24 protein-coding genes are annotated in these 20,196 nt (G+C 69.8%); 12 read left to right on the plus strand and 12 right to left on the minus strand.

The window, feature by feature from the left end; genetic code table 11:
* Nucleotides 1-123: 123 nt before the first annotated feature.
* Complete coding sequence (locus BLW83_RS06210) at nt 124-861, minus strand: uroporphyrinogen-III synthase (RefSeq protein ID WP_090846692.1); 738 nt, start codon at nt 859-861, stop codon at nt 124-126.
* A 62-nt stretch (nt 862-923) separates the two neighbouring features.
* Here BLW83_RS06210 and tsaD point away from each other — a divergent pair, with 62 nt between their 5' ends.
* The 6 genes from tsaD to BLW83_RS06240 all read left to right on the plus strand — a co-directional run bounded on the left by tsaD (nt 924) and on the right by BLW83_RS06240 (nt 6,079).
* Entirely contained in the window at nt 924-1,988 is a 1,065-nt protein-coding gene (gene tsaD / locus BLW83_RS06215) for a tRNA (adenosine(37)-N6)-threonylcarbamoyltransferase complex transferase subunit TsaD (RefSeq protein ID WP_090846694.1), read from the plus strand.
* Nucleotides 1,985-2,923 (plus strand): NAD(P)H-dependent glycerol-3-phosphate dehydrogenase, encoded by a 939-nt coding sequence (locus tag BLW83_RS06220; RefSeq protein ID WP_090846696.1) that lies wholly within the window; start codon nt 1,985-1,987, stop codon nt 2,921-2,923. Before tsaD ends, BLW83_RS06220 begins: the two co-directional genes overlap by 4 nt.
* Nucleotides 2,923-3,195: a YciI family protein gene (locus BLW83_RS06225; RefSeq protein ID WP_090847516.1), complete on the plus strand. Its 273-nt coding sequence runs from the start codon at nt 2,923-2,925 to the stop codon at nt 3,193-3,195. The genes BLW83_RS06220 and BLW83_RS06225 overlap by 1 nt, the downstream gene beginning before the upstream one ends.
* The gene (locus BLW83_RS06230) at nt 3,192-3,608 is read left to right on the plus strand and encodes an EVE domain-containing protein (protein WP_090846698.1); all 417 of its coding nucleotides are present in this window, start codon (nt 3,192-3,194) and stop codon (nt 3,606-3,608) included. The genes BLW83_RS06225 and BLW83_RS06230 overlap by 4 nt, the downstream gene beginning before the upstream one ends.
* A 51-nt stretch (nt 3,609-3,659) precedes the next feature.
* Entirely contained in the window at nt 3,660-4,052 is a 393-nt protein-coding gene (locus tag BLW83_RS06235) for a DUF1761 domain-containing protein (RefSeq protein ID WP_090846699.1), read from the plus strand.
* Between the two features lie 203 nt (nt 4,053-4,255).
* Complete coding sequence (locus tag BLW83_RS06240; RefSeq protein WP_245728652.1) at nt 4,256-6,079, plus strand: ABC transporter transmembrane domain-containing protein; 1,824 nt, start codon at nt 4,256-4,258, stop codon at nt 6,077-6,079.
* A gap of 168 nt (nt 6,080-6,247) precedes the next feature.
* Here BLW83_RS06240 and map read toward each other — a convergent pair whose 3' ends face one another.
* Nucleotides 6,248-7,048, minus strand: a complete 801-nt coding sequence (gene map, locus BLW83_RS06245) for a type I methionyl aminopeptidase (RefSeq protein WP_090846701.1) — start codon at nt 7,046-7,048, stop codon at nt 6,248-6,250.
* Between the two features lie 128 nt (nt 7,049-7,176).
* Between map and BLW83_RS06250 the strand changes: the two genes are divergently transcribed.
* Both BLW83_RS06250 and BLW83_RS06255 read left to right on the plus strand, forming a co-directional pair.
* Nucleotides 7,177-7,917 carry a competence/damage-inducible protein A gene (locus BLW83_RS06250; protein WP_090846703.1) on the plus strand — a complete coding sequence of 247 codons (741 nt, stop codon included), beginning with the start codon at nt 7,177-7,179 and terminating at the stop codon, nt 7,915-7,917.
* Entirely contained in the window at nt 7,914-8,648 is a 735-nt protein-coding gene (locus BLW83_RS06255; RefSeq protein ID WP_090846705.1) for a GNAT family N-acetyltransferase, read from the plus strand. The genes BLW83_RS06250 and BLW83_RS06255 overlap by 4 nt, the downstream gene beginning before the upstream one ends.
* 186 nt (nt 8,649-8,834) lie before the next feature.
* Here BLW83_RS06255 and BLW83_RS06260 read toward each other — a convergent pair whose 3' ends face one another.
* The 5 genes from BLW83_RS06260 to BLW83_RS06280 form a co-directional block, all read right to left on the minus strand.
* Complete coding sequence (locus tag BLW83_RS06260; protein ID WP_090846707.1) at nt 8,835-9,245, minus strand: hypothetical protein; 411 nt, start codon at nt 9,243-9,245, stop codon at nt 8,835-8,837.
* Nucleotides 9,246-9,258: 13 nt separating this feature from the next.
* Complete coding sequence (locus BLW83_RS06265; RefSeq protein WP_090846709.1) at nt 9,259-10,044, minus strand: DUF6478 family protein; 786 nt, start codon at nt 10,042-10,044, stop codon at nt 9,259-9,261.
* 25 nt (nt 10,045-10,069) lie between these two features.
* Nucleotides 10,070-11,803 (minus strand): dihydroxy-acid dehydratase, encoded by a 1,734-nt coding sequence (gene ilvD, locus BLW83_RS06270; RefSeq protein ID WP_090846710.1) that lies wholly within the window; start codon nt 11,801-11,803, stop codon nt 10,070-10,072.
* A gap of 75 nt (nt 11,804-11,878) precedes the next feature.
* Nucleotides 11,879-12,199 (minus strand): AzlD domain-containing protein, encoded by a 321-nt coding sequence (locus tag BLW83_RS06275; protein WP_245728653.1) that lies wholly within the window; start codon nt 12,197-12,199, stop codon nt 11,879-11,881.
* Nucleotides 12,187-12,876, minus strand: coding sequence for an AzlC family ABC transporter permease (locus BLW83_RS06280; RefSeq protein WP_090846712.1), 690 nt, complete (start codon nt 12,874-12,876; stop codon nt 12,187-12,189). The genes BLW83_RS06275 and BLW83_RS06280 overlap by 13 nt, the downstream gene beginning before the upstream one ends.
* A 192-nt stretch (nt 12,877-13,068) precedes the next feature.
* Between BLW83_RS06280 and accD the strand changes: the two genes are divergently transcribed.
* Complete coding sequence (accD, locus tag BLW83_RS06285) at nt 13,069-14,049, plus strand: acetyl-CoA carboxylase, carboxyltransferase subunit beta (protein WP_245728654.1); 981 nt, start codon at nt 13,069-13,071, stop codon at nt 14,047-14,049.
* 1 nt (nt 14,050) lies between these two features.
* A complete protein-coding gene (locus BLW83_RS06290) occupies nt 14,051-15,322 on the plus strand; it encodes a bifunctional folylpolyglutamate synthase/dihydrofolate synthase (protein ID WP_245728655.1) in 1,272 nt (423 codons plus the stop codon).
* Here the strand turns inward: BLW83_RS06290 and zapE are convergent.
* The 4 genes from zapE to ccmI form a co-directional block, all read right to left on the minus strand.
* Nucleotides 15,319-16,437: a cell division protein ZapE gene (gene zapE, locus BLW83_RS06295; protein ID WP_090846715.1), complete on the minus strand. Its 1,119-nt coding sequence runs from the start codon at nt 16,435-16,437 to the stop codon at nt 15,319-15,321. The two genes, BLW83_RS06290 and zapE, sit on opposite strands and share 4 nt — an antisense overlap.
* A 171-nt stretch (nt 16,438-16,608) precedes the next feature.
* The gene (locus tag BLW83_RS06300; RefSeq protein WP_090846717.1) at nt 16,609-16,770 is read right to left on the minus strand and encodes a DUF1289 domain-containing protein; all 162 of its coding nucleotides are present in this window, start codon (nt 16,768-16,770) and stop codon (nt 16,609-16,611) included.
* Entirely contained in the window at nt 16,767-17,234 is a 468-nt protein-coding gene (gene ruvX, locus BLW83_RS06305; RefSeq protein ID WP_090846719.1) for a Holliday junction resolvase RuvX, read from the minus strand. Before ruvX ends, BLW83_RS06300 begins: the two co-directional genes overlap by 4 nt.
* Nucleotides 17,231-18,472, minus strand: coding sequence for a c-type cytochrome biogenesis protein CcmI (gene ccmI, locus BLW83_RS06310; protein WP_090846721.1), 1,242 nt, complete (start codon nt 18,470-18,472; stop codon nt 17,231-17,233). Before ccmI ends, ruvX begins: the two co-directional genes overlap by 4 nt.
* 195 nt (nt 18,473-18,667) lie before the next feature.
* Between ccmI and BLW83_RS06315 the strand changes: the two genes are divergently transcribed.
* Together BLW83_RS06315 and BLW83_RS06320 are read left to right on the plus strand one after the other, a co-directional pair.
* Nucleotides 18,668-19,072: a hypothetical protein gene (locus tag BLW83_RS06315; RefSeq protein ID WP_090846723.1), complete on the plus strand. Its 405-nt coding sequence runs from the start codon at nt 18,668-18,670 to the stop codon at nt 19,070-19,072.
* A gap of 135 nt (nt 19,073-19,207) precedes the next feature.
* The gene (locus BLW83_RS06320) at nt 19,208-19,465 is read left to right on the plus strand and encodes a hypothetical protein (RefSeq protein ID WP_143042753.1); all 258 of its coding nucleotides are present in this window, start codon (nt 19,208-19,210) and stop codon (nt 19,463-19,465) included.
* A 64-nt stretch (nt 19,466-19,529) separates the two neighbouring features.
* On the opposite strand, the gene BLW83_RS06325 is transcribed toward BLW83_RS06320, so the two are convergent.
* The gene (locus tag BLW83_RS06325) at nt 19,530-20,129 is read right to left on the minus strand and encodes a superoxide dismutase (RefSeq protein WP_090846727.1); all 600 of its coding nucleotides are present in this window, start codon (nt 20,127-20,129) and stop codon (nt 19,530-19,532) included.
* Nucleotides 20,130-20,196 lie beyond the last annotated feature (67 nt).

A 20,196-nucleotide genomic window follows, 5' to 3' on the forward strand; every position in this document is an offset into this window, starting at 1 on the left:
GGCGAATCCTTGCAGTCCTTGGGGCTCAATCCGGGGGCGGGCCCGCGGCACGGTCTAAATCCTTGGCGAGTGGCGCCGCTTGCGGCGCGTTCGCGCCAAACCTAGACGGGCCGGTGGAACTGCTCAACCCGCCGCGATGTCGCTGCGTTCCACCGACGGCGGGGCCAGCGCGCGCAGCACGCCCTCGGCATCGGGGGTATCGGTCACGACGGCAGGCAGGGTGGGGCCGGGCCAGTGTGCGTCCCACGCGATGCGCGCGGCCTCGCTGATGGCGATCAGCCGCAGGGGCGGCAGCGGTCCCTTGGCGGAAATCGGCGCCACCGCCTGTGCCGCCAGCCGCGCCGAGCGGGGCGAGAACAGCGGCAGGATCACCGGCCCGTCCCCCGCCAGCAGCGCGCGGGCCTGCGCGGACAGCGGCAGCGCCTGCTGGTCATAGACCACCACCCCCGGCACCGGCAGCCTTGCCGCCAGATGCCTGCCATGCGCATGCAGCCAGCCTGGGCCAAGGTCGGAAATCAGCGGGATCAGCCGCGCCGCATCCCCCGGGCCGGTGATGGCGTCATAACCGGCGGCGGCGGCGGCCTTGGCCGTCCTTGGCCCCACGCACCACGCCGGCCGCCCCCGCCCCGGCCCGGCAAACCGCACCCCGTTTTCCGAGGTGAACACCAGCCCCCGCGCCGCCTGCAACGCCGCCGCGTCATGGGGAACCGGCACGATGCGCAGCATCGGCGAGATCAGCGCGCGCAGTCCCATGGGCGCGATCTGGGCGGCAAAGCGCTCGGCCGCCTCTTGCGGGCGGATCAACAGCACCACCGGGGCGGAATGGGGGGGCGCAGAATCGGGGGGCGCTGGCTCTTGCATGGCGTTTCCTTGCAACCGGTGTTACCCCCCCGATAAGCCGCAGCAGACCCGTGAATACAACCATGACCCTGACCGTGCTTGGGATCGAAAGCAGTTGCGACGATACCGCCGCCGCTGTCGTGACCTCGGATCGGCGGGTGCTGTCGTCGGTCGTGGCGGGGCAGGCGGCGCTGCATGCGGATTTCGGGGGCGTGGTGCCGGAAATCGCCGCCCGTGCCCATGCCGAGCGGCTGGACCACTGTGTCGAGGCCGCGCTGGCGCAGGCCGGTGTCACCCTGCGCGATCTGGATGCGATTGCGGTGACGGCCGGGCCGGGGCTGATCGGGGGGGTCATGGCCGGGGTGATGCTGGCCAAGGGGCTGGCGGCCGGGACCGGGCTGCCGCTGGTCGGCGTGAACCATCTGGCCGGGCACGCGCTGACCCCGCGGCTGACCGAGGGCATCGGCTTTCCATATCTGATGCTGCTGGTTTCGGGCGGGCATTGCCAGTTCCTGCTGGTCCGCGGGCCTGAGGATTTCACCCGACTGGGCGGCACCATCGACGACGCCCCGGGCGAGGCCTTCGACAAGGTGGCCAAGCTGCTGGGCCTGCCCCAGCCCGGCGGCCCGGCGGTGGAAACCGAGGCCGCGCGCGGCAATGCGGCGGCGGTGGCGCTGCCTCGGCCGCTGCTGGACCGCCCGGGCTGCGATCTCAGCTTTTCGGGGCTGAAAACCGCGGTGCTGCGGTTGCGCGATCAAGCGGTGGCGGCGGATGGCGGGCTGCGGATGGGTCTGCGCGCCGATATCTGCGCCGGGTTCCAGCAGGCAGTGGCCGAGGTGCTGGCCGAAAAGACTCGCCGCGCGCTGGCGCTGGCCGGGGTGCCGGTGCTGGCCGTCGCCGGCGGCGTCGCCGCGAATCGCGCTATCCGCGCCGCGCTGGAACAGGTGGCCGGGGCAGTGGGCGTGCGCTTTGTCGCGCCGCCGCTGGCGCTGTGCACCGACAACGCCGCGATGATCGCCTGGGCGGGGATCGAGCGCTTTCGCCTTGGCCATCGCGACGGCATGGATCTGGCCGCGCGGCCGCGCTGGCCGCTGGACGAACGCGCCGCGCCGATGCTGGGCGCCGGCAAGCGGGGGGCAAAAGCATGAGCGGGAATATCGCGATCCTGGGCGCGGGGGCATTCGGCACGGCGCTTGCGGTGGCGCTGTCGGCAAACGGGCCGGTGACGCTGTGGGGCCGGCGCATCGGCTGGAGCGGCGAAAACCCGGCTTTGCCCGGGGTGGCGCTGCCCGATGCGGTGACGGTGACCGAGACGTTGCCCGCGGCGGACATGATGCTGCTGGCGGTGCCGGCGCAGGCGCTGTCGGGGTTTCTGGCCGCCCATGCCGCGCAGCTGGACGGGCGTGCGCTGGTCAGCTGCGCCAAGGGCATCGACCTTGCCAGCGGGCAGTCGCCGGCGCGGATGATCGCCTCGGGCTGCCCGGGCGCGACGGTGGCGGTGCTGACCGGACCCAGCTTTGCCGCCGACATCGCCCGCGGCCTGCCCACGGCGCTGACGCTGGCCTGCGCGGATGCGGCGGCCGGGCACCGGCTGCAACATGCGCTGTCGACCGCGGTGCTGCGGCTTTACCGCACCACCGACGTGACCGGCGCCGAACTGGGCGGCGCGCTGAAGAACGTGATCGCCATCGCCGCGGGCGTCGCCATTGGCGCTGGCTTGGGCGATTCCGCCCGCGCCGCGATCATCAGCCGCGGGTTTGCCGAAATGACGCGCTTTGCTGTCCATCGCGGGGCCGAGGCCGAAACCCTGACCGGCCTGTCGGGCCTGGGCGATCTGGTGCTGACCGCGACATCCGAGGGATCGCGCAATTTCCGCTATGGGCTGGCGCTGGGGCGGGGCAAGGGTTTCGACCCCGCAATCACGGTCGAGGGCGCCGCCACCGCCCGCGCCGTCGCCGCCATCGCCACGGCCGAATCGGTCGAGATGCCGATCTCGGCCCTGATCGCCGGGCTTGCCGAAGGACATATTGACGTTAAACAGGCAATGCGACTTTTGCTCGCACGTCCGCTCAAGGAGGAATGATGCCGCTTTACGCCGTGATCTGCCGGGACAAGCCCGGTCGTGTCGATACCCGCGCCGCCACCCGCCCCGCGCATCTGGACTGGCTGGCCGCCCATGGCGGCGTGCAATTCGCCGGGCCGCTGATCGAAGAGGGCGCGCCCGCAGGCTCGCTGCTGGTGATCGAGGCCGGGGATCTGGCGGCGGCAAAAGCCTGGGTCGCGACCGACCCCTATGCGGCGGTGGATGTGTTCGCCTCGGTCGAGGTGATCGAGTGGAAAAAGGCCATCGGATGAGGCTGTGGCTGTTCAAATCCGAACCGGACGTGTTTTCCTGGGATGATCTGGTCGCCAAGGGTGCCGCCGGCGAGGAATGGGACGGGGTGCGCAGCTATCAGGCCCGCAACTTCATGCGCGAGATGCGGCTGGGCGACCGGGGTTTTTTCTATCATTCCAACATCGGCAAGGAAATCGTCGGCATCGTCGAGGTGATCGCCGAGGCGCACCCGGATTCGACCGCCGCCGACCCGAAATGGGAATGCGTGGACGTGCGCGCAGTGGAAAAACTGCCGCAGGGGGTGTCGCTGGCCACCATCAAGGCGGATCCGCAATTCGCCGCGATGATGCTGGTGACGCATTCGCGGCTGTCGGTGCAGCCGGTGACGCAGGACGAATGGGACGCGGTGCTGGCGCTGTCGCGCGCTGCCTGAGGAAACCTCGGGAGGTAGGGAAACACATGCGCGAATGGGAGGACTGACCGCATGGAAATGATGATCGTGATCGCCGCCGCGATCCTTGCCTGGGTGATCGGCGCCATCATCTATCGGCTGGCGGACGGGGTCTATGCCAGCGCCTCGGCGTTGCAGGTGCGCAATATCGGCGATCCGCGCGGGCGTCCGGTTGCGCCCTATCTGCTGGCCGGGGTCGGGCTGGTGGCGGTGTCGGCGATGATCCGGGTGCTGTTCCTGCGCGCCGGCATCGACGGGATGATCTCTGGCGCCGGCTGGGGGGCGCTGATCGGCGCGGCGCTGGTCTCGCCCTGGCTGGTGATCGAGAACACCCACACCCCGCGACCGATGGTCACGACGCTGATCGACGCGGGCTTTGCGGTTGCCGCCTGCGCGGCGATCGGCGCGGTGATGGGGGCGGTCTGAGCCGCCGGGATTGCGTCGCCGCCGGGGCGGGGGCCAGCCCCCGCACCCCCGGGATATTTGGATGATGAAGAAACCCCGCGCTTTCGGCAGCGGGGCGGTGTTGAGCTTGTCTTAAGGGGCCGCCGGCGCGGGTGGGGCGGGCATGGGTCGCAGGGGCAGCGGGTTGCCCTGCGGTCCCCCGGCGCCTAAACGGGGCCAGTCCCATGAGCCGGGAGGCAGGTTTGGCCCGTTCACCCTCGATTCTTGTCGATCGTCCCACCACGCGGCGGATCGGCGCGCTGAAGGCGTTGTGGCCTTTCATGCGGCCCTATCGGCTGCTGTTGCTGGCGGCGATGGCGGCGTTGCTGCTGACCGCGGGGGTCAGCCTGGTGCTGCCGGTCGCCGTGCGCCGGATCGTCGACGGCTTTGACGAGGGCGCGGGGCTGCTGGACCAGTATTTCCTGGCGGCGCTGGCGATTGCCGCGCTGCTGGCGGTGGGGACGGCGCTGCGCTATGCGCTGGTCACCCTGCTGGGCGAACGCGTGGTGGCCGACATCCGCCGCGCTGTTTTTGACCGGGTGATCGGCCTGTCGCCGGCGTTCTACGAGCGGGTGATGACCGGAGAGATCATCAGCCGCATCACCACCGACACCACGCTGATCCTGTCGGTGATCGGCAGTTCCGTATCGCTGGCGCTGCGCCAGACCGTGGTGGTGATCGGCGGCATGGTGATGCTGCTGTTCACCTCGGTCAAGCTGACCGGGCTGCTGTTGCTGCTGGTGCCGCTGGTGCTGGTGCCGATCATCGTGCTGGGCCGGCGGCTGCGGGTGCTGTCGCGTGAAAACCAGGACTGGATCGCCAATTCCTCGGGGGCGGCGTCCGAGCATCTGCTGGCGGCGCAGACCGTGCAGGCCTTTACCGCCGAGGAACCGGCGCGCCAAGGGTTCGGTCGGGTGACCGAGGCCGCCTATGTCTCGGCCCGGCGGCGTATCCGCATCCGGGCGCTGATGACCGCGGCGGTGATCTTTCTGATCTTTGCCGGGGTGGTGGGGGTGCTGTGGATCGGCGCCCGCGACGTGCGCGCCGGCACGATGACCGTGGGCGAGCTGGTGCAGTTCGTGATCTACGCGGTGCTGGTCGCCGGTTCCGCCGGGGCGCTGTCCGAGATCTGGGGCGAGCTGCAACGCGCCGCCGGCGCCACCGAGCGTCTGGGCGAGCTGCTGGCGACCGAGGATACGCTGCGCGACCCCGCCCGGCCGGTGGCGCTGCCGCGCCCGGCCCGCGGCGGGATCGAATTCGCCGGCGTCAGCTTTCATTACCCCACGCGGCCCGATGTGTCCGCCCTGCGCGACGTGACGCTGGACATCCGCCCCGGCGAGACCGTGGCGCTGGTCGGGCCGTCAGGGTCGGGCAAGACCACGGTGGTGCAGCTGATCCAGCGGTTCTGGGATCCGGCCGAGGGGCATGTGGCCATCGACGGCATCGACCTGCGCGCCATGGCACGGGGTGATTTCCGCCGGGCCATCGCGCTGGTGCCGCAGGATCCGGTGATTTTCGCCACCACCGCGCGCGAGAACATCCGCTTTGGCCGCCCCGAGGCGAGCGATGCCGAGATCGAGGCCGCCGCCCGCGCCGCCAACGCGCATGAGTTCCTGATGTCGCTGCCGCAGGGCTATGATTCCCAGGTGGGCGAGCGCGGGGTGATGCTGTCGGGCGGTCAGAAACAGCGTATCGCCATTGCCCGCGCCATCCTGCGCGACGCGCCCATCCTGCTGCTGGACGAGGCCACCAGCGCGCTGGATGCGCAGTCTGAACGTCTGGTGCAGGACGCCATCGACGCGGTGGCCCAGGGGCGCACCACCATCATCGTGGCGCACCGGCTGGCGACGGTGAAAAAGGCCGACCGCATCGTGGTGCTGGACGAAGGCCGCGTCGTGCAGCAGGGCACCCATGACCAGCTGGTGGCGCAGGGCGGGCTATACGCGCGGCTGGCGCGGTTGCAGTTCACCGATGGCGCCGAGGTCGAGGCGGTGGCGGTCGACGCCTGAGGCGGTCGTGCCGGGGTTGGCGCGGCTGCGTGGGTTGCACCGTCGGACGGGGGCTGTCTGCCCCCGCGCGGCCTGCGGCCGCTTCCCCCGAGGATATTTTTGACCGCCCGAAGCCTGGAGGCCGGGCAGGGGAAAGCGGCGGCTTTTCCAGGGATGGTGCCGCGTCGTTCAGAAGCTGGGAAAGAAACTGCCGGCGGGCGAGAGGGTGAAGATCTCGCAGCCGTCGGCGGTGACGCCGATTGCGTGTTCGAATTGCGCCGACAGCGACTTGTCGCGGGTCACGGCGGTCCAGTCGTCGGCCAGCACCTTGGTTTCCGGGCGGCCGAGGTTGATCATCGGCTCGATGGTGAAGAACATGCCTTCCTCCAGCAGCGGGCCTTTGCCGGGGCGGCCGAAATGCAGCACGTTCGGAGGCGCGTGGAACACCCGCCCGATGCCGTGGCCGCAGAAATCGCGCACCACGGACATGCGGTGGCCCTCGGCGTAGGTCTGGATGGCGTGGCCGATGTCGCCGAAAGTATGGCCGGGGCGCACGGCCTCGATCCCTTTCATCAGCGCGTCGTGGGTGACCTGCATCAGCCGTCGGGCTTTGACCGAAGGGCTGCCCGCCACATACATCCGGCTGGAATCGCCGAACCAGCCGTCAAGGATCACCGTGACGTCGATGTTCAGGATGTCGCCGTCGGCCAGCCGCTTTTCGCCCGGAATCCCGTGGCAGACCACGTGGTTCACGCTGATGCAGCTGGCGTGCTGATAGCCGCGATAGCCGATGGTGGCGCTGGTCACGCCCAGCTCTTCGACCCGGCGACGGATGAAATCGTCGATCTCGGCGGTGGTGGCGCCGGGGTGGACGTGTTCGCCCACCTCGTCGAGGATGCGCGCCGTCAACTGCCCGGCCGCGTGCATCCCGGCGAAATCCTCGGGGGCGTGAATGCGGATCCCCTCGCGGGTGACGCGGGCTTCGTTCATCGGGCGGTCCTTTCCTTTGCCGTCCCAGATAGACCCGGCGGCGCGGTTCTTCCAGCCCCCGACGCCGCGCGCGCCCTTGTCCCGGCCCGGCAGCCTGTCATTATGGCGCCGAAGCGAAGGGAACCCCGATGCAGTCCGACAATCCGACCGCCGCAATCCTGCTGATCGGCGACGAATTCCTGTCCGGTCGCACCCGCGACCTGAATGCCCATCATCTGGCCGGCGTGCTGAACGCGATCGGCATCGACCTGCGCGAGATCCGCGTGGTGGCCGACGATCACCGCGCCATCGTGGACGCGCTGCGGGCGCTGGACCGGCATCTGGGCGGCGCTTGGGACATGGTGTTCAGCTCGGGCGGGATCGGGCCGACCCATGACGACATCACCGCCGATGCGGTGGCCGATGCCTATGGCGCCCCGCTTGAGCTGAACCCCGAGGCCCGCCGCGTGATGGAGGAACACTGGGGCGCGCGCGGGGTCGAGATCACCGCAAGCCGCCTGCGCATGGCCCGCATCCCCCGCGGTGCCACGCTGATCCGTAATGCGGTGTCGGCGGCGCCGGGGTTTTCCATCGGCGGGCTGCATGTGATGGCGGGGGTGCCTTCGGTGTTTCGCAGCATGGTGGAAACCATCGTGCCGCAGCTGGCCACCGGCCGCCCGGTGCAATCCGTCAGCATCGAGGTGCTGCGCCCGGAATCCGAGGTGGCCGACGATCTGCGCGCCGTGGCCGAGGCGCATCCGGCGCTGTCTCTGGGCAGCTATCCGTTCCGGGACGAACGCGGCTATGGCACCAATGTCGTGGTGCGGGGGCTGGACGCGGCCGAGGTCGGGCGCGCCCGGGCGGCCCTGATGGAAAGGTTCGGCGCATGATTTCCCCCGGATTCGATGCGGCATGGGCCGCGACATGGCCGGCGGCGGAATATGTGCTGGCCGGCGGGCTGGTGGTCGGGCGCGGCGGCGGCGGCGGCGGCCGCGTCAGCTGCGCGCGCCGGCTTGAAGCCGACGGGTTGCAGCCGGGCGGCGACATCGGCGCCGATGTCGATGCCGCCGAGGCTCGCCACCGCGCCTGGGGCCAGCCGGCGCTGTTCGCGGTCGAACGCGAGGACGCGGCGCTGGCCCATGCGCTGCGCCGGCGCGGCTATACCGAGACCGAGCCGACGCTGATCCTGTCCAGCCCGGTGGCCCCGCTGTGCGAACCCGAGATCCCTCGGGTCACCGCCATGGAGCTGTGGCCGCCGCTGGCGATCCAGCGCGAGCTGTGGATGGCCTGCGATGTCGGGCCGGAACGGCAGGGGGTGATGGAACGCGTGCAGACCCCCAAGGCCGCGATCATCGGCCGGATGGACGACCGCGCCGCCGGGGCCTGTTTCGTCGCCGCGCAGGGCGAGGTCGCGATGATGCACGCGCTGGCGGTGCTGCCGCAATGGCGCGGCCGGGGCCTGGGCGCATGGATGGTCCGCCGTGCGGCGCAATTCGCCCGCGCGCAAGGGGCGGTGCAGCTGGGCCTGTCCGTGACCGAGGACAACGCCGTCGCGCGGGCGTTCTATGCGCGGCTGGGGTTTTCCGAGATCGGCGGGTATTCCTATTGGCGGCGAGAGTGATTTCCTCTCTGCCGGAGCGGGGGCCAGCCCCCGGGATATTTGCAGCAAGATGAAAGAAGCGGCGAGGGAGGCGGCGTTGCCGGGAAAATGGCATCGCGAGCGGTTTTCTGCGCGGCCTCTTGCAGGGGTTCGGGAACGCAGAATCTTAGATCGGGACAGCCAGAGCCATGCCCGAGCCGCTGACGGCTAGCCGGTGGCGAGGCGGCGCAACTCGCGCTTGAGCAGGTCCATCTCGGCCCGCAGCAGGTCGATTTCGGCGCGCAGGTCGTGGTCCAGCGCCTCGCCGGCCAGCAGGGGCAGGTGGGCCAGGCGGGTGGCGCCGGGGCGGGGGCCCTCGGTGCCTTCGCCGTCGTCGGCGATCAGCACATAGGTCTGCACGCCCTCGGCCAGGGTCTCGGCGGGGATGGCGGCGCGGGCGCGCCAGATGTGCATGTCGTCCGGGGTGGGTTCGGGGGTCAGCTCGGCCAGCGCCACGGTGCGGCCATCCAGCGTCAGCGCCACGCGGCCGGGCGGCGTTGCGAAACGCAGCGCGCATTCCCACACGCCCGCCCTGAGCCCCAGCGAAGAGATTTGTCCAGGTGCGATCCGGGCTGACATGGCGTTTCCTTATTCAGACTTCGGCGCGTTTGTGGCGCGACAGGAACAGGTCGCGGACCCGGATCGAATTCATCTGCGGCGCCTCGAAGATCAGGTCGAGCCAGATCCGTTCCAGCCGCCGCTCGTTGATCTCCAGATAATGCAGGTCGAATTCGATGACCCGGGCCGAGATCTCCTCGGGGTGGAAATCGCCCAGATGGCGCAGCGCGTTGTCGATGTTCGGCCCGTGGCCGATGTTCAGCCGCGCAAAGATGCTGACCGGGCGTTCCACGCTGAGCACGCTGTCCAGCCGCAGGATATGGCTGCGCGTCAGCCCGTCCAGGCTTTCCGGCGGCAGGTCGACCGCGACGGAAAGATAGCTGCCGCAAAACCCCATGGTTTCCAGCCGCAGCCCATAGGGCGCCAGATCCTCGGCGCGGCGGTTGGGAACCTGGCGCAGGATCAGCGCGCGCGAATCGCAGTCGTGCCAGATGCCGGTTTCCTCGCCCAGCCTGGTGCCGCTGTCGGGGGCGGCGATGCCGGGGCGTTCCAGCCGCGACGACAGCACCGCAGGGCGCCAGCGCCAGTCGGTTCCGGGCGGCAGATGCAGCACATCCGCCGCGCGGGCAATTCCGTCCAGCCGGGTCTGCGCGCGCGAGACGAAGCGGTCCAGATCGCGACGCAGCCCCTGCGCCTCGGTGCGCAGCAGCCGCAGCCGCCCCGGCGGCAGTGCCGGGGCGCGATCCGCCAGCGCCGCCCAATGGCCGCCGCAGTGCTGGCGCAGCCGTGTGGCCAGCCAGCGGCGCGGGCGCGGCGTCATCGCCCCGAACCCATCACTGGTCCCATCACTGGTCCATGTAGATGTGGGTTTCCTTTGCTGCCCCCGGGTGGGTGACGGCGCCGTAGCGGGCCGAGCCGACCAGCTGCGCGTATTTCCACAGCGCCCCCGAGGCATAGTCGGTCTTGCGCGGGCCGGCCCATGCATCCTTGCGGCGGGCAAGTTCCTCGTCCGACAGGTCGACCGAGATTTCGCCCTTGATCGCGTCGATGGTGATCATGTCGCCGTTCCGGATCAGCGCGATGGGGCCGCCATGCGCGGCCTCGGGGCCGACATGGCCCACGCAGAAGCCGCGCGTCGCGCCGGAAAACCGGCCGTCGGTGATCAGCGCGACCTTTTTGCCCATGCCCTGGCCCGACAGCGCCGCGGTGGTGGCCAGCATCTCGCGCATGCCGGGGCCGCCCGCAGGGCCTTCGTTGCGGATGACAAAGACGCAGCCTTCGGCGTAGGTGCGGTTCTGCACTGCCTCAAAGGCGTCTTCTTCGCACTCGAACACCAGCGCCGGGCCGGTAAAGACCTGGTCTTCGTCGCTCATCCCCGCGACCTTGACGATGGCCCCGTCGGGCGCAAGATTGCCCCTCAGCCCGACGACACCGCCGGTCTTGGTGATCGGGGTGGCGACGGGGTGGATGACGCGGCCGTCGGGTTCGCCCCGGATGTCGTCCAGTTCTTCGCCCAATGAGCGGCCCGAGGCGGTGATGCAGTCCAGATGCAGCAGCCCGGCCTTGGCCAGTTCCTTCATCACCACCGGGATGCCGCCGACCTCGTAAAGATCCTTGGCGATATATTCGCCGCCCGGGCGCAGGTTCACGAAATAGGGGGTGTCGTGGAAGATGTCGCAGACGTCGAACAGGTCAAAGTCGATCCCCGCCTCATGCGCGATGGCCGGCAGGTGCAGCCCGCCGTTGGTCGAGCCGCCGGTGCAGGCGACCACGCGCGCGGCGTTTTCCAGCGACTTGCGGGTCACGATGTCGCGGGGGCGGATGTTCCGTTCCAGCAGGTTCATCACCGCCACGCCCGAGGCATCGCCGAACGCATCGCGCGATTCGTAAGGCGCCGGTGCCCCCGAGGAATTGATCAGCGCCAGCCCGATCGCCTCGGACACGCAGGCCATGGTGTTGGCGGTATACTGGCCGCCGCAGGCCCCGGCCGAGGGGCAGGCCAGTTTTTCCATGATCGCCAGTTCCGCGTCCGACAGCAGCCCGGCGGCGTGCTGGCCCGCGGCCTCGAACATGTCCTGGACCACGATGTCGCGGCCCTTGTATTTGCCCGGCAGGATCGAGCCGCCGTAGATGAACACCGACGGCACGTTCAGCCGCACCATCGCCATCATCATCCCCGGCAGCGACTTGTCGCAGCCCGCCAGCCCGACCAGCGCGTCGTAGCAATGGCCGCGCATGGTCAGCTCGACCGTGTCGGCGATGGCATCGCGCGACGCGAGGCTGGATCGCATCCCCTCATGCCCCATGGCGATGCCGTCGGTCACGGTGATGGTGGTGAATTCGCGCGGCGTGCCGCCGCCCTTCTTGACGCCCATCTTCACCGATTGCGCCTGCCTGTTCAGGGCGATGTTGCAGGGCGCGGCCTCGTTCCAGCAGGTGGCGACGCCGACGAAGGGCTGGTGGATTTCCTCTTCGGTGATGCCCATCGCGTAAAGATAGCTGCGATGCGCGGCACGCGACGGCCCCTCGGTGACGTGACGGCTGGGCAGTTTCGACTTGTCGAAGCGCGTGTTCTTCATGGCAATCCCCCTTGGCTGAGGCTGGAATAGTCCCGCCGGGCGCGGCGGGCAAGGGTCCGAGGCGCGGTCAGGCGGTCAGATCGCCAGCCAATAGGCCGCAACCCCGGCCAATGTCGCCAGCCCGGCGTCGCGGCGCCACAGCATGACCCCGGCGGCGGCGACTGACCCCAGCGCAAAGGGGCGCCACGCATCGGCGGCCAGCGCGGCGCTTGCCTCGGGCAGCAGCACGGCGACGGCGATGGCGGCAAGGATGCAGGGGCCAAGCGCGTCCAGCCACGCAGGCGGAGGCGCGCCGCTGCTGCGGCGGCGCGACAGCAGCGGCAGGGCGCGGGTCAGATAGGTCAGCGCCCCGATCACGGCAAAGGCGACCCACAGCGCCGCGCTCAACGGAACCACCGCGCGGTCAGGCAGGCCAGCGCGCCGCCGGGGATGGCCAGCTGCGCATGGCCCGACAGCACCGCCAGCGCGGCAATGGCGGCGGCAAGCGCCACCGGCACCGCGACCTCGCGCCGGATCGCGCCCAGCATCAGCCCGATGAACAGGGCGGGCAGGGCAAAGCCCATGGCGGCGGCGGCCGATTCGCTTAAGCGCCGCAGCGCGTCGCCCGCGGCGGCGCCGGCGATGCTGCCCAGGCTCCACGCGGCCCAGGCGGTCAGGGCCAGCCCGATCAGCCAGCGGCCGCCCGGACGGCTGCGCCCATGGTCGCGGGTGCTGGCGGCAAGGGCGGTGGCGAACACCTCATCCGTCAGCCCATAGGCAAAGGCGGCGCGCTGGGGGCGGCTGCCGCCGATGCGGTCGCGCAGCACCAGCCCGTAAAGCAGGTGGCGCAGGCTGGCGGCCGCGGTCAGCGCCACCATCAGCACCACCGGCATTCCGGCGGGTATTGCGGCCAGCAGGAACGCCTGGTTGGCGCCGGAAAACACGATGGCCGACATGGCGCCGACCTCGGGCGCGCTCAGCCCGATGGCGCTGGCGGCGGCGCCAAAGGCAAAGGCCGCCGGCAGATACCCCAGCGCCACCGGCAACCCGGCCCGCATCCCCGCGGCGATCCTGTCCCTGTGCGTCCCGTCCATGCGGCGGTGATTGCCGCGCGGCGCGCGGGATGGCAAGCGGCGCGCGCCTTCGGGCGGTCCCAAATATCCCGGGGTCCGGGGCAGAGCCCCGGTCCGATGCTCGCCCGGTTGCACCCCGGTTTCCGGCTTTGCGTTGCATCATCCGCCCCGTCGGCCTATTTCACGCCCGAACTGTCAGGCAGGGGCAACAGGATGAACTGGATCACCAACTACGTCCGGCCGCGCATCAACTCGTTGTTCTCGCGGCGCGAAGTGCCCGAGAACCTGTGGACCAAATGCCCCGAATGCGGGACGATGCTGTTTCACCGGGAACTGGCCGACAATCTCAACGTCTGCTCGAACTGCGATCACCATCTGGCGATCTCGCCCCGCGCGCGCTTTACCGCGCTGTTCGACGGCGGCGTATTCGTCGAGGTCAAGGTGCCCGAGCCTCTGGCCGACCCGCTGGGGTTCCGCGACCAGAAGAAATACCCCGAGCGGATGAAGGCCGCGCAGAAATCCACCGGCGAAAAAGAGGCGATGCTGGTCGCCGAGGGCGAGATGGGGCGCACCCCCATTGTCGCCGCCGCGCAGGATTTCAACTTCATGGGCGGCTCGATGGGGATGTATGTCGGCAACGCCATCGTCGCCGCGGCCGAGCGTGCGGTGCAGCTCAAGCGCCCGCTGGTGCTGTTTTCCGCCGCCGGCGGCGCGCGGATGCAGGAAGGCATCCTGTCGCTGATGCAGATGCCGCGTTCCACCGTCGCGGTGCAGATGCTGAAAGAGGCCGGGCTGCCCTATATCGTGGTGCTGACCCATCCCACGACCGGCGGCGTCACCGCCAGCTACGCCATGCTGGGCGATGTCCAGATCGCCGAACCCAACGCGCTGATCTGTTTCGCCGGCCCCCGCGTGATCGAGCAGACCATCCGCGAGAAACTGCCCGAGGGGTTCCAGCGCGCCGAATATCTGCTGGAACACGGGATGCTGGACCGGGTGACCCACCGCAAGAAGCTGCGCGAAGAGCTGGTCTCGATCCTGCGGATGCTGGGCGGGCTGTCGGCCCCGGTCGTGGCCGACCTGCCGGCGCCCGGCGTGCTGCCCTCGGCCCTGCCCGATGCGGGGGGCGATCCGCAGCCGGACAAGGCCGCCGCGGATGTCACCCCGCCGCCGCCGACCGCCGGGCGCGACTGAGTTGACCGCCGCTGTCGATGCGATCTTGCAGCGCCTGACCGCGTTGCATCCCAAGGTGATCGACCTGTCGCTGGACCGGATGCAGCGGCTGCTGGGTGATCTGGGCGACCCGCAGGACCGCCTGCCGCCGGTGATCCATGTGGCGGGGACGAACGGCAAGGGCTCGACCCAGGCTTTCATCCGGGCGGGGCTGGAATCGGCGGGGCTGCGGGTCCACGCCTATACCTCGCCGCATCTGGCGTGGTTCAACGAACGCATCCGGCTGGCTGGCTCGCTGATTGCCGACGACCTGCTGGCCGCAACGCTGGCCGAGGTCGAATCAGTCAACGCCGGCCGCCCGATCACGTTTTTCGAGGTGACCACCGCCGCCGCGTTCCTCGCGTTTTCGCGGGTGCCTGCGGATTTCACCCTGCTTGAGGTCGGGCTTGGCGGGCGGCTGGATGCAACCAACGTGGTGGCGCAGCCGCGGCTGACGGTGATTACCCCGATCAGCATCGACCACACCCAATATCTGGGCGAGACGCTGCCCGAGATCGCCGCCGAGAAAGCCGGCATCCTCAAGCGCGGCGCCCCTTGCGTGGTGGCCCGGCAGGACGACGCGGCGCTGGCGGTGATCGAATCGCGCGCGGCCCGGCTGGGCTGCCCGCTGTCGGTCGCGGGCCAGCACTGGACCGTCGCGCGCGAGGGCGGGGCGCTGGTGTTTCAGGACGAACGCGGGCTGCTGGACCTGCCGTTGCCGGCGCTGCCGGGGCCGTTCCAGACCGGCAACGCCGGCACCGCGGTGGCGGCTCTGCGCGAGTTGGGCTTTGGCCAGCCCGAGGCTGCGGCGGCGATGACCGGGGTCGAATGGCCCGCGCGGATGCAGCGGCTGCGCGGCGGCCCGCTGGTCGAGGCGGCGGCGGGCTGCGAAATCTGGCTGGACGGTGGCCACAACCCGGCGGGGGGGCAGGCGGTGGCCTCAACCCTGATCGAACTGCCCAGGCGGCCCACGCATCTGGTCTGCGGGATGCTGAACACCAAGGACGTGGGCGGCTATCTGCGGGCGCTGGCGCCGCAGGTGGAAACCCTGACCGCGGTCAGCATCGAGGGCGAGGCCGCGACGCTTTCCGCCGAGGATACCGCCGCTTTCGCCCGCGCGGCCGGGATCAAGGCGGGCACCGCGCCCGATGTCACCCAAGCGGTCGCGGCGCTGGCCGCGGCGCACCCGGGGGCGCGGCTGCTGATCTGCGGCTCGCTGTATCTGGCCGGGCGGGTGCTGCGCGAGAATTTCTAGGGGGCGGCCCAGTCGGCGGCCTGCATCTCGTTCAGGCGGCTGGCGGTGCGCTCGAATTCAAACGCGCCGCGGCCCTCGGGGTAAAGCCGGTCGGGTTCGGCGGCGGCCGAGGCATAAAGCCTGACCTTGGCCTCATACAGCGCATCGACCAGCGTGACAAAGCGTTTCGCCATGTCGTAATTGGCTGGACCCAGCCAGGGGATGTCGTCGATGATCAGCGCATCGAACGCATCGGCGATGGCCAGGTAATCCGCCGGCCCCAGCGGCCGCCCGCAGAGGTCATAGAAATCCGCCCGCGCCACCCGGTCATGCGCGGCCGGAATGGTGACGCTGCGACCCCTGATTTCCAGCGCGCGCGGGCGGGCAGGGGCGGCGCCGGTCAACTCGGCCCAGATCTCGTCCAGCGTGGTCCGGCGGTCGCCGTCCTCGGGGGTGAACCAGACCTGCCCGCCCGCGGCGCGGCCCTGCCGGTGGTCGCGGTCGGAATCCAGCCGGATCACCTGCATCCGTTCCCGGATCAGCGCGATAAAGGGCAGGAAAAGCTGGCGGTTGAGGCCGTTCTTGTAAAGATCCTCGGGCACCCGGTTCGAGGTGGTGACCACCGTCACCCCCTTTTCGAACAGCAGCTGGAACAGGCGCCCCACGATCATCGCATCGGCGATGTCGGTGATCTGCATCTCGTCGAAACACAATAGCCGGGTCGAGGCCGCGATGGTCTCGGCCACCGGGCGCACCGCATCGGCGTCGCCCCGCAGGCGGGCATCGTTCAGCCCGGACTGCACCTCTTGCATGAATTCGTGGAAATGGACGCGGCGCTTTTTCTCGATGGGTGCGGCCTCGACCACCAGATCCATCAGCATCGACTTGCCGCGCCCGACGCCGCCCCACAGATAGACCCCGCGCGCCACCGGCCCGGGCGGAGGCTTGGCGGCCGCGCCGAAAATGCGGCCCAGCAGCCCGCCGGGCTTGCCGGCCGCCGGCGCGCGCGCCACCGCCGCGACCAGCCGGTCCAGCGCCGGCAGGACGGTGCGCTGGGCTGCGTCGTCCTTGATCCGCCCTTCGGCGACGATGCGGTCGTAAGCCGCGGTGACGGGATGCGAGACGGGATCGGCCATGCCCCGGCCGTGCCAGAGTTTCGCCGCGCCCGCAAGCCGGGGCTGGCGCGCGATCGCCCCCGCAATATCCCAAGCAGCAAAACCAGCAGCGCGGCGCCTGCCTCTTCGGGCGGTTGAAAATATCCCGGGGGTGCGGGGGCTGGCCCCCGCTTGCAGCGGCGCGGGTGGGGATCAGCGGCTTTCGGCGGCGATGCGGTCGAGCACGCGGCGTTTTTCGGCGTCGCTCATCCGGCTCCAGCCGCCGATTTCCTTTAGCGTGCGCAGGCAGGCGGTGCAGGTCCGGCTTTCGCGGTCCAGAGTGCAGATATTCAGGCAGGGGCTGGCGACCGTCATCCCAGATAGCCCAGCCGGTCAAGCGCCCCTTGCAGGATATAGGCGGCGGCCACCTGGTCGATGACCTCGGCGCGCTTGCGACGCGAGGTGTCGGCTTCCAGCAGGGCGCGTTCGGCCGCGACGGTGGACAGGCGCTCGTCCCAGAACCCCAGCGGCAAGGGGGTCAGCCGTTCCAGATTGCGGGCAAAGGCGCGGGTGGATTGGGCGCGCGCGCCCTCGGTCCCGTCCATGTTGCGCGGCAGGCCCAGCACCAGCCCGGCCAGCCCGCGGTCCTGGACGATGCGCAGCAATTCGGCCGCGTCCAGCGTGAATTTCTGCCGCCGGATCACCGTCAACGGCGAGGCGACGCTGCGCAGCCCGTCGCTGACCGCGACGCCGATGGTCTTGGTGCCCAGATCCAGCCCGGCGATGGCGCCGCTGCGGGGCAGGGCGGCGGCGAAATCCTCGATGGTTTCGCAGATCATTCGGCGGCGTCCAGACCGACCTCGGCCGCGGCGGCGTTAATCACCGCTGCGGCCTCGGGGGCGTTGCCAAAGCGCATCCTTGCCTCGGCCAGGATTTCCTGCGCATGGGCGCGATCATCGACCCGCACCAGCGAGGTGATCAGCCGCGCCCATTCCTCGGGGGTGCCGCCTTCGGTCGCGAGCCGCGATTCGAGATTGTCGACCATGCCGCGGATCATCTGCTGCTGTTCTTCGGGACTCATCTCGCCGGCGGCGGCCATGGTTTCGGCATCGGGGCCGGGCAGGGCGGGCATTCCGGGCGCGCCGGTTTCGGGCGGGCGGTATCCGGGATGGCCCGCGAACCACGCCAGTTCAGGGATCATCTGGCGGATGGTCAGGTTCCACGGCGCATCGGGGCGCGAATTTTCCAGCAGCTCGCGCCACAGGTCAAAGGCAAGGTCGGGCCGGTCGTTCTGCGCATACATCAGCCCCAGCAGATAGCGCGCCTGCGGCAGCTGCGGATCAAGGCGCAGCGCGGTCGCAAGCTGGGCCTGCGCCTCGGCCGAGACCATGCCCCCCGCCGCATCCACCCACAGCAGCGCCAGCCGGACGTGGTCGAACGCGCCGGCGTCCTCGCCGCGCAGCGCCAGCAGCCGCGCCTGTGCATCGGCGGCGGCGGCTACATTGCCCAGCCGGGCTTCGTGTTCGGCCAGCAGTTCCAGCCCCTGCCGGTCGTCGGGTTGTTGGATGACGGCCTGACGCAGCCTTTCGATCAGTTGCAGATAGTCGGGGTCGGCCTGCGGCAGCTCGCGCGCGGGCGCGCGGGCGACCAGATCGGCCTGCGCCGGCAGGTCGGCGATGCGGGCGTCGGCGGCGGCAATGCGGGCTTTCAGCGGCACGTCGGGCATGGCCGGGCTGCCGTTGCGCAGATAGATCGCGGCGCTTGCGGCGACCGCCAGCACCAGCACCGCGACCGCCAGCCACGGCCGCGCCGGTCTTTCGGCGCCTGCACTGTGGCGGGTCAGCGCGCGGTCGGCATCCAGGATCTTGCGCCCGATCTCGGTGCGCAGCCGCGCGGCCTCTGCCTCGGTCAGCACGCCGCGCTTCACGTCGCGGTCCACCTCGCGCAACTGGTCGCGATAGACGCCCAGGTCATAGGCGGCGGCGGGGATGGCCTCGGCCTGCCCACCCCCGATGAAAGGCCGCAGGATCGCCCCCGCCACCACCAAGGTCATTGCCGCCAGAATGATCCAGAACATCGCCGCCTCGCTTGTGTCGAGGGGGTGATAGGCAGTTTTGCCGGCGGGTGAAAGCGCCGCAAGGCCGCAGGCGCTTCACGGGCGCGTGGGGTGCGGGTGGCACGCAAACGGCAGCTTTGCGCCCGGGCTGTCGATCGCGCTTGATATTGCTGCATTGCGGCGTATGAGTCGGGTCATATCAACGGAGTATTTGACATGGCCTCGACCAACGAGAACAAAAAAAACCTGTGGTACATCGTCGGCGCGGTGGTCATCGCGGCCGCTGCGGCCTTCTGGTATGTCGGCTCGGACAACACGGCCCCGGCGGACAATGTCTCGGTCGAGCCGCCCCCCGCCGTGGAAGAGCCGGTTGCCGAAACGCCGGTCGTCGAAGAGGTTGTCGTCGAAGAGCCGGTGGCCGAGCCTGTCGCAGTCGAACCGGTTGCCGAGCCCGAGGCTGAGCCCGAGGCCGAAGATCCCGCCACCGACGCGACCACCGACGACGCGACCACCGATTCCGTGACCGAGGCGGTGACGGATGCGGAACCCGCCGCCGATGAAGCAGCGGATGAGGCGACCGATGACACGGCGGTCGAGGTCGAAACCACCACGACCAACTGATCCCCTGCGCGGGGGCGACCACGCCCCCGCACAGCTTGCAGAAACTGCGGCGCGGGTCGCGGCGTTGGGGCATATCCACGGTGATCCGTGCCGGGCAATCCGGCGCGGGCCCGGATCTGACCCATAGGTGCTTTCATGGCTTTACCCCGCGAATCCTCCGGCATCGGCATCTGGCCCATGGTGATCGGCGTCGCCGCAGTCATCCTGGCGGCGGTGCTGTTCTTCATGTTCGTGCCGATCCAGAAACCTGTGCCGACGCCCGACAGCCCGGCCGCATTGGGCATCGACGGCGAACCCGCCGGCGCGACCGGTGCCGGGGTGCAGCCCGGAACCCCGCAAGGGACCGAGGCTGCCCCCGCAGTGGTGCCGGTCGAACCCGCGCCCTCCAACTGACGCCCGCGCATGAAAAAAGGCCCGCCACTTACGGCGGACCTTTGTCATCATGCCGGCTGGGGGATCACATGCGCGAGGCGACGTTTTCCCAGTTCACCAGCTTGTTCAGGAAATTTTCCAGATATTTCGGCCGGGCGTTGCGGAAATCAATGTAATAGGAATGTTCCCACACGTCGCAGCCCAGCAGGGCGGTCTGGCCAAAGCACAGCGGGTTCACCCCGTTTTCGGTCTTGGTGACCTTGAGGCTGCCGTCCTTGTCCTTGACCAGCCAGGCCCAGCCCGAACCGAACTGCCCGGCGCCGGCCTCGGCGAATTTCTTCTTGAACTCGTCGACCGAGCCAAAGTTTTCGGTCAGCGCCTTTTCCAGCTCTGCGGGGATGGCGCCGGGGTTCGGGCCCATCATTTCCCAGAACTGCGCGTGGTTCCAGTGCTGGCTGGCGTTGTTGAAAATGCCGTTCTGGGCGACCGCGCCGTCCTTGTAGGTGCCGCGCACGATGTCTTCGAGGCTGGCATTTTCCCATTCGGTCCCGGCGATCAGCTCGTTGAGCTTGTCGACATAGGCCTTGTGGTGTTTGTCGTGGTGATATTCCAGCGTTTCCTTGGACATGCCACCGGCGGCCAGAGCATCATGGGCATAGGGCAGGTCGGGCAGGGTGAAGGCCATGGGAAGCAATCCTTTCAAAGAGTTTCGGGCAGAGCCTCGAACAAGGCTCGCCCAGCCGGCGGGCAGT

The organism is Paracoccus alkenifer (genome assembly GCF_900108405.1).
Taxonomy (GTDB): Bacteria; Pseudomonadota; Alphaproteobacteria; order Rhodobacterales; family Rhodobacteraceae; genus Paracoccus; species Paracoccus alkenifer.